The following is a 9,134-nucleotide window of genomic DNA, read 5'->3' as shown; positions in this document are numbered from 1 at the left end:
AAGACCGCGTGGAAAAATTCAGTCAGTTGGAGACGCAGCTCAAAACCGCCACAGAACAAACCGCAGCGCTGATTCAAACGACAAATTCCCTGAAGGAAGCGCTCTCCAGTTCCAAAACCCGCGGCCAATGGGGCGAGCGCATGGCTGAAGATGTTCTTCGGCTGGCTGGTTTCGTGGAAAACGTCAATTTTTTAAAACAAAAAACAATCAACAGTTCCGGGTCCAGACCTGATTTCACTTTTCTGCTGCCGAAAAATCTCAAATTGAACATGGATGTCAAATTCCCCCTGGATAATTATCTGCGCTATCTTGAGTCAAACAATAATTTTGAAAAAGAAAATTTAAAACGTGCTTTTTTGAAAGATGTGAAGGCGAGAATCAAGGAAGTTACCTCGCGCGATTACATCAATCCCGAGCAAAACACAGTGGACTACGTGCTGCTTTTTATTCCCAACGAACAGATTTACGCTTTCATTCATGAGCAGGACAGCACGATTTTGGACGAGGGGATTCGCAATCGCGTCATTTTCTGTTCGCCGATCACGTTGTTCGCCATTCTGGCGGTCATTCGCCAGGCAGTGGAAAATTTCGCGCTGGAAAAAACATCGAATAAAATTTTGAGCCTGATGGGCGTGTTCAAAAAACAGTGGGCTGAATTCATCTCCCGTTTTGAAAATTTGGGTAAAAAAATTCAGGACGTGCAAAAGGAATACGAAACGCTCACCACGACACGAAGACGTCAACTGGAAAGACCGCTCAATGAAATCGAGGCATTGCAGCAGCAGGGAAAATTTATTGCTGACGATGGAGGAGTGGCAACGAACGAAACGAACAAAAACAAACAAAAATAATTTTCTGTAATTCAAACAAATAAAATTTGCAACGAACAAAACGAACAAAAATAATAATCTGTAACTCAAACAAATATGATTGGCAGCTAACAAAACGAACAAAAACGAACATTATTAAAATTCAAATCCTCCGCAAGGGACGGAGGATTTGAATTTTTTAGGCACATTTTGGATTAGCAAATTTCTACTCCCTCCTTCATCTTTCGGCAAGTTTTTCTTTCTCCATTTCCAGAACAATCGCCTTCACCACGTGGCGCACGGTTTTGTTGCGATCATTTTTCATGATTCGTTTCAATTCAGGCAGAACACTTTTGTTGCCAATTTTGTACAAAGCCTGCGCCGCAATGATGCGACAGGCGTAGCATTTCTCTTGTTTCAGCAATTTCAGCAACGGCTTCATAGCTTCTTCTGCCCTTCGTTCTCCTAACAATTGCGCCGCGCTGGCTCGAATGCCGAGATTTTTGTCCTTCAACGCTTTAATCAGGTATTGGTCATAGTTTTTTTCCTGCTGCGCGAAACCCGCGCTGACAAAAATCAGAGCGAGCAGTGCAAATGTCATTGCAACCGGCAAAAATTTTTTCATCATCAGCATTTTGACGCCTCCTTCGTTATTGTTTGAAAGTTTAATTCAGTCAAACATTAGGCAAGAGGCATGCCACATTTTTTTAGCGCAGCTTAACTTTTGTTTTTATTTAAATTAAAAACATCGTAAATATTCGAAATTCTCTGGCGAGATGGTCCGTTTTCCCCAGCATCGGCACGAATCGTACCACAAGTTAATCGAGAAATCGTGAATTAATTTTCCACTTCATCCGAAATGCCATAGCGCTGGATTTTCTCGCGCAATGTCTTGCGGGCAATTCCTAATATTTTTGCTGCTTGAGATTTGTTGAAATTTACTTGTTGGAGTACTTTTTTGATGTGATATTTTTCCAATTCGGAAAGTTTGCCATTGGAAAAAGAGGATTCGAGATTTTTCTTTCGATGGATATTTTGCGGAACAAAATCGATGGTGAGTTCTCTACCCTGCTCCATGATGACAGCGCGTTCCATGATATTTTGCAATTCCCGAACATTCCCGGGAAAATCGTAATCAAAAAGTCTGTCAAAAGCCGCGGGGTTAATTTTTTCGATTCTTTTATGATAAAAATCAGCAAATTTTTTCAAAAAATATTCGGCTAAAACAGAAATGTCCTCACGCCTGTCACGAAGCGGCGGGATGAAAATTTGGAATAAATTAATCCGATAAAAAAGGTCTTCGCGAAAATGTCCCGTTTCGATTTCTTTGATGATGTCTTTGTTCGTAGCTGCAATCACGCGCACATCGGTTTGCAAAGTCTTGTTGCTTCCGGTGCGTTGGAAAGTTCCGTCTTCCAGAATGCGGAGCAATTTCGCCTGCGTGGGGAGACTCATGTCCCCGATTTCATCTAAAAACAGCGTGCCGCCGTCAGCGTACTCAAACTTGCCTTTTTTCAGCGCGTGTGCCCCGGTGAAGGCGCCCTTTTCGTGTCCAAAAAGTTCGCTCTCGACTAAAGTTTCCGGCAACGCCGCGCAATTCATCGCCACAAACGGTTTGTCGCGGCGATGACTTTTTTGATGAATCAGCCGCGCCACCAGGTCTTTGCCTGTTCCGCTCTCGCCGGTGATGAGCACACTGACATCTTTGTTGGCGATGCGGTCAATCAGATTGTGAATTTCTTGCATTGCCTTAGAAACGCCAACAATTTCCACTCCCTGATTTCGTTTTTTAAGTGGCAAAAAAGATTTTGATGATTTAAAATTTTTGTCATTCTCTTCAATTTCGGAGTTGACAGCTTTCTTTTTAGCAATTAAGTTTTCCAATGCCAGCCGGGCAAAATTGACCATTACCAACAACATTGAAATATCATCATCCGAATAATCGGTCCCGATGTTCTTTTTCCCGATATTCAAGATGCCAATTTCCGGAAAGCAATTGACCACGGGCACGCGCAGTTCGCAATCGAAATAAATTTTTTCATCGGGAGCAAACGCCAGCAAATAATTTTTCCCGCGATCATCCTTGACAGCAAAAACTTCTCCACCGGAATAATCATGCGCAGCAAACTCTTCAATTTTTCTAATTTTCGGCAATTGCACCCGAGCCGCCTCGAATCCGTGCGCCTCGACTATTTCCGGCGCATTCTTTTCAACATCGAACACCAACACTGAAGCCTGCTTACAATCCAAAAATCGGCAAATTTGCTCCAACAAAAACCGGGCTAATTCACGCTGATTTTTTATGTCGATCATTTTTTCACTGAAATCCGCCAAACAGGGCAATAAAGACAGCAATTTTCCATCCTCGGGTAATTTTTCATTACTTTGAACTTTAAATTAGCAATAAACCTGTCTGTTAATACGGCTTTTTCAGCAAAAGTTGCGGCCAAATTTCCCCGGAAATAAGCAAATTAATCTATTTTAATAACCGTTGGCATATAGCACGCAGGGGACACTGATTAAACGAATTTCCGCGGATCAAAAAATAAAAAACAATCCGCAATGATCCGTCAAATCTGTGTAAATCCGCATTCCACAAAAAAGTTACAACTGCTGACTCAAAACCACGTTCAACGCCAGCGTCAACATCTTTGCGTCCGCTGTATCCGAGCGGGAAGGAATCAGCACCGGCGCTTTGGCGCCCATGGTAGCGTGGGCCAGGCGCAGATTAGCGAAGTAAGTTGTTCCTTTTGCCGTAGTATTGGCGGATTCAATATTCGGAAAAAGCAAGATATCCGCCTGCCCGGCAACAGGAGAATCGATCCCTTTGATTTTTGCCGCTTCCGGAGAAATGGCATTGTCCAACGCCAGTGGCCCGTCAACGACGCAGCCTTTGATCTGACCGCGCTGGTTCATTTTCGCCAAAATCGCCGCATCGACTGTGGATTGCAGCGACGGATTGACAGTTTCTACGGCAGAGAGCACCGCGACTTTGGGATTTTTGTTGCCCAGAGCGTGCATGACTTTGACGGCATTTTCGATCAATTGTACCTTTTGATTCAAATCCGGCGCCAGAGTGAAACCGCCGTCGGTGATGATCATGATTTTATTTTCTGACGGTCTGTCAAGCCATTCGAACACAAACGCATCGCTGATCAAGTTTCCGGTGCGCAAGCCGTATTCCGCATTCAGCACCGCCTTGAGCAATGTGGCGGTTTTCACTTTGCCTTTCAAAATAATTTCCGCTTCGCCGTCGTGAATGGTCTGAATCGTCCGCCGACAAATTTCCGCATCTCCCTTTGCCTCGATTATTTCAAATTCATCCCGCGGCAAATTCAATTCTTCCAGAGCCTGCCAGATGAGTTCTTTCTCTCCCACGAGCACCCCATCAACCATTTCCATTTTTTTCGCTTCATGAACTGCTTCCAGCGCCGCCGAATCATTTCCCGCGGCAACCGCCACGCGAATCGGGCGATGGCGCTCACGACTTATTCGCTGCGCTTCGGTAATCAATTCGTCAAAATTTCTGATCATCTATTGGCTCTCCTTTACTTAATCTTATTTCAAAGTGTGCCGCACCTTGAAGGTGCAGTACACTTCATTTTCAATTTATCGACAGTACCATTTAAAAAAATTCTTTTTGTTTGCAAAAGGCTTTTCGACATTTTTCCTAATGGTTTTGTCGCTAATAATTAACCGCATCAAAAATCTTCGCGCCTTCCTCGAAGGCTTTGATATTCAGAGGAATGGTTTTCTGCGGAACTCGCTGTTCAATTGCCTTAATCCAATCATCTTTTTTGATGTCCAGAAATGTGGAAAGAGCACCCAACATGACCGTATTCAGCACGCGCGTATTTCCCAAATCATCTGCGATTTGAATGCCCTCGATGGCAAAAAATTCTCCCGCGCGGCGACGGCAAATTTCTTCGACATTTTCGGGATACGGGATGTTGGCAAAATAAACCGTGAGCGGTGTGATTTGCTGATCATTGACAATGACGACGCCGCCCTGTTTCAGCATTTCCAAATATCGCACCGCTTCCAATTTTTCAAATGCGAGCAAGACATCAGCGCTTCCTTTCACCACTAACGGCGAATAAATTTTTTCTCCCAGACGAATTTGACTTACCACGCTGCCGCCGCGCTGCGCCATGCCGTGCACTTCGCTCTTTTTTGTGTCCATTCCCGCGTTCAGCGCCGCCAGGGTCAAAATATCACTGGCGACAAGCACGCCCTGACCGCCGACTCCGCCCATGACTACGTTTATGACCGGATTGTCCTTCTCTATTTTAAGTTTCAATTTATCCATTATTTAACCTCATGATTTTTTCTGAAAATTATTCGTTGACAGGTCTTTGAATCGCTCCCGGCTTGCACACCTGAAGACAAATGTCGCAACCGATGCAGAGCAACGGATTAATTTTGGTTTTGCCATCTTCGTCTTTCTCAATTGCGGAACAGCCAACCCGGTCGCACATGCCGCATTTTGTGCATTTATCCGCAATCACATAGTAGGGTTTGGTAAAAATCTTTCTCGCGCGAATCACGCAGGGAGCATCCGCAATAATTACAGAAGGCTCATCCACCTGCATTTCTTCTTTTATGGTAGCAATCGTTTCCTTCAATTCATAGGGATTAATTTTGACCACTCTCTTGATTCCAATGGCGCGAACCAATTTTTCAATATCGACTTTGTTGGTCGGCTCTCTGCGCAAACTCAAACCTGAACCCGGATGTTCCTGCTGGCCGGTCATGGCAGTAATGTGATTGTCCAGAATGATCAATTTAGCGTGGGATCGATTGTAAAAAATATCAATCAGCCCGGTAATCCCTGAGTGAAAAAATGTGGAATCGCCAATCACACCAATGACTTTGCCCTGCAATTCTTCGCCTTCAGTCTTTTCCATCCCTTCGGAAAATCCCACGCTGGCGCCCATGCACAAACAGGTGTCCATCGCTTCCAACGGCGGCAGCGCGCCCAAAGTGTAACAGCCAATGTCGCCCATAACGTTCAATTTCAATCTTTTCAAGGCGTAAAAAACACCGCGATGGGAACAACCGGGACAGAGTGACGGCGGTCTCGCTGGAATCGGCTCTTTCACAGAGAATGTCAGATCGTCCGCTTTTTCGCCGAGAAGGGCTTCGCGGACAATGCTCAAATTTAGCTCGCCCAGAATCGGCAGTTTGTTTTTGCCTTCCACCGCAATGCCCATGGCTAAAATTTGCTCTTCCAGAAAAGGATCCAGTTCTTCAATGACGAACAATTTTTCCACTTTTGTTGCAAACTCGCGAATGAGTTCCTTGGGCAAAGGAAAGGTCAAACCCAATTTTAAAATCGAAGCCTCGGGGAAAACCTCTTTAGCGTATTGGTAAGAAATGCCGCTGGTGATGATTCCCATTTTCGTGTCGCCCAGTTCCATTCGATTCACTGCCGCGGTCTTGCCATATTCTGCCAACTGCTCCAATCGTTTTTCCACAAGAACGTGCTTCTTTCGCGCATTAGAAGGCAGCAACACATTTTTCATGTAATCTTTCGCATATTTTTTTCGCTCAACAGTGATTGGCTCTTTTAACTCAACGATGCTTTTGGAATGATTGATGCGTGTTGTGGTGCGCAAAAGAACCGGCGTGTCAAATCTTTCGCTCAATTCCAGCGCCAGAATGGTAAAATCTTTCGCCTCCTGACTGTCCGAAGGCTCCAACATGGGAATTTTCGCGGCTTTGGCGTACCAGCGATTGTCCTGCTCGTTCTGCGAAGAATGCATTGCCGGATCGTCCGCGGAAATAATCACCAGTCCGCCGCTGACTCCCATGTAAGAAAGTGAAAATAACGGATCAGCCGCCACGTTCAAACCCACGTGTTTCATGGCAGCCAGCGCGCGAACGCCGCCAAGACTGGCTCCGGCAGCCGTTTCCAACGCCACTTTCTCATTCGGCGACCATTGCGCTTTAATTTCCTGAAATTTGCCAATATTTTCCAGAATTTCCGTACTCGGCGTGCCCGGATATGCTGCTGCAAATCGTCCCCCGGCTTCGTAAAATCCTCTGGCAATCGCCTCGTTTCCTGACAACACAGCTCTATTCATCGGCATTCCTTCCTGTTTTTTATTGATAAATTTTAGCCTCTTCCTCTTTCTTCAATGCGCGCAATGTTCCCTGCGCCAGCGCCAGCATTTCAAATTCGCCCGGAAAAACATACGTTTCAGCAATGAATTTCACGCGTTCCGTAATCCAATCAATCAATCGCTTCGACTGCGCCAGACCGCCGCTGATGACTACAGCCCGCACATCACCTTTGACGACCGTAGCCATGGCGCCGATTTCTTTGGCGATCTGGTAAGCCATGGCTTCGTAAACCTCGCGCGCTTTTTCATCGCCGGCATCAATGCGTTTTTCGACTTCCTGCGCATCATTCGTTCCCAGATAAGCTACTAAACCGCCCTCGCCCATAATCATTTTTCGCATCTGATCTTGACTGTATTTCCCGGAAAAGCACAATTTGATGAATTCTTGCAACGGCAGACTTCCGGTGCGTTCCGGCGTAAAAGGGCCTGCTGCGGAAGCATCGTTCACATCCACGATCCTACCGCCTTTCAACGGACAAACGGAAATGCCACCACCGAGATGAGCAATGATGAAATTTGTCTTCTCGTAATCCACGCCAAGTTTTTTCGCCGCCATTCTGCCCACTGCGTGAATATTCAGCGTGTGCGACAGCGCCCGCCGCTCGATCAGCGGATGCCCGGAGTAACGCGCCAGCGGCTCAAACTCATCAACAGAAATCGGATCCACGACAAAAGCCTCAACGCCAGCTTCATCGGCGATACTTTTGGCGATAGCGCACGCGAGATTTGCCGCGTGAACTCCTTGCAAGCCAACTTTCGCGTCATGAATCATTTCATCGTTCACTCGATAAGTGCCGCCGGAAATGGGCTTGATCAAACCGCCTCTGCCGACGACAGCGGAAAGGTCTTTCACATCGATTTTGTGTTTTTTCAGAAATTCCAAAACACCATTTTTCCGCAATTCAAATTGATCCCAGAGTTCTTTAAATTGTTTAAGCTGAGCCGTCGGGTGAGAAATTTTTTCTTCAAAAAGAAGTTGATCATCTTCAAAAAGGGCAACTTTAGTGGAGGTCGAGCCGGGATTAATGGCAAGAATTTTAAAACCCATATTGCTGGCTCCTTTTTTATGAACATAATCTATTTAATGATATTCACCTAATTTCATTCGCAGTTTTGTCGCTTTTACATAATTTTGTTATAAGGATAACATAATAAAAATAATTATCAAAATCAACTAAAAAATTCTGTGTTTCAAATTTCGCGCCAGAAATTTACCGAAATTCTTGCCACGCCTGGATTCCCAAAAAGGCAGGCAAAATCTTCGCCTGAAGCCAATTAAAAGATCGGGAAAACTGCAATTTCAACAATTTCAGATCGTCATTCTTGGGCATCAGCCATCTGAAATTTTACATCATACATTATTATGAAAAGCCGTTCCGGACTGAAACTTGCAATTTGAAATAGTGAATATTTGCAATTCAACACATTAACTGCTAAAAAAGGCAGACTGTCTTTTTCTGAATCAATCCACAGTGAATTTCTTCTATTTGGGGAAAAAGTGAAAAGCAAAAGGCGAAAAACAACGAAACTGAAATTTCTCTTGACATCCCATAAAAATATTCATATATTGAAACAAGAAATACCTATTGAACCAGCCAAATCAAGTCTTTTTATTGAAAAAGCAAATCCGAAAATTTACTATCCTGCTCACTGATTTCTTTCACTCTTCCCAGCATAGCAGGGTGCAAAAAGAGCTTCACGATTTACTTAACTGGGCAAATAGATAATTCAAGCTGCTGGGAAACGCCCCTGAAAATCACTCACGGTGACCGAGTCACTAAATCCGCTTATGTCTGTTTTCAAAGCATACTCAATTCTATGCCCAAATACGACCTTTGCGGATGCACAAAATCATGTCTTATCGTAAAATAATAGATGGCTCAATTTAACATTGCAGTTTGCGGGGCTCAAGTTCCGCTTCTGTGATGTCGGATAACCTAACGCATTTGCTTAATAAGACGAAGCAGCTTTTTGGCATTTTCAGCGGAGTTAGCCATTTTGATGTTATTTTGAACAGGCAAACAATAAATCTTTGAATCAATAAAGAAATCAGAGAGGATTTAATCATGAGAAAATTATTCTTGTTTTTTGGGGTTATCTTATTAGTCTCTTTTTTGACTTGCGACAAAGATAGTCCTACTAGCCCGGAAGAAAAAGAAGGAACGCTTTTGCACACAACAACAATCGGATCAGGAGGAGG

Annotated in this window: 7 protein-coding genes; 1 reads left to right on the top strand and 6 read right to left on the bottom strand. The window is 44.4% G+C overall.

Going from position 1 to position 9,134, the window contains the following annotated elements:
- Positions 1–851, top strand: an 851-nt coding sequence (locus GXO74_02410) for a DNA recombination protein RmuC (protein NOZ60511.1), incomplete at its 5' end; no start/stop codon positions are given.
- 196 nt (positions 852–1,047) lie between these two features.
- Here the strand turns inward: GXO74_02410 and GXO74_02405 are convergent.
- The 6 genes from GXO74_02405 to buk form a co-directional block, all read right to left on the bottom strand.
- Positions 1,048–1,443 carry a HEAT repeat domain-containing protein gene (locus GXO74_02405; protein ID NOZ60510.1) on the bottom strand — a complete coding sequence of 132 codons (396 nt, stop codon included), beginning with the start codon at positions 1,441–1,443 and terminating at the stop codon, positions 1,048–1,050.
- A gap of 203 nt (positions 1,444–1,646) precedes the next feature.
- The gene (locus GXO74_02400) at positions 1,647–3,164 is read right to left on the bottom strand and encodes a sigma-54-dependent Fis family transcriptional regulator (protein NOZ60509.1); all 1,518 of its coding nucleotides are present in this window, start codon (positions 3,162–3,164) and stop codon (positions 1,647–1,649) included.
- 249 nt (positions 3,165–3,413) lie between these two features.
- The gene (locus GXO74_02395) at positions 3,414–4,343 is read right to left on the bottom strand and encodes a bifunctional enoyl-CoA hydratase/phosphate acetyltransferase (GenBank protein ID NOZ60508.1); all 930 of its coding nucleotides are present in this window, start codon (positions 4,341–4,343) and stop codon (positions 3,414–3,416) included.
- Positions 4,344–4,494: 151 nt separating this feature from the next.
- Complete coding sequence (locus GXO74_02390) at positions 4,495–5,118, bottom strand: indolepyruvate oxidoreductase subunit beta (protein ID NOZ60507.1); 624 nt, start codon at positions 5,116–5,118, stop codon at positions 4,495–4,497.
- A gap of 28 nt (positions 5,119–5,146) precedes the next feature.
- Positions 5,147–6,895: an indolepyruvate ferredoxin oxidoreductase subunit alpha gene (gene iorA / locus GXO74_02385; protein NOZ60506.1), complete on the bottom strand. Its 1,749-nt coding sequence runs from the start codon at positions 6,893–6,895 to the stop codon at positions 5,147–5,149.
- A 19-nt stretch (positions 6,896–6,914) separates the two neighbouring features.
- On the bottom strand, positions 6,915–7,982 hold the full coding sequence (buk, locus tag GXO74_02380) for a butyrate kinase (GenBank protein ID NOZ60505.1): 1,068 nt from the start codon (positions 7,980–7,982) through the stop codon (positions 6,915–6,917).
- Between the last annotated feature and the right edge of the window lie 1,152 nt (positions 7,983–9,134).

The organism is Calditrichota bacterium, from assembly GCA_013152715.1.
In the GTDB taxonomy this organism is placed as follows: Bacteria; Zhuqueibacterota; Zhuqueibacteria; order Thermofontimicrobiales; family Thermofontimicrobiaceae; genus 4484-87.
This window is presented reverse-complemented; position numbering and strand designations above follow the sequence as displayed.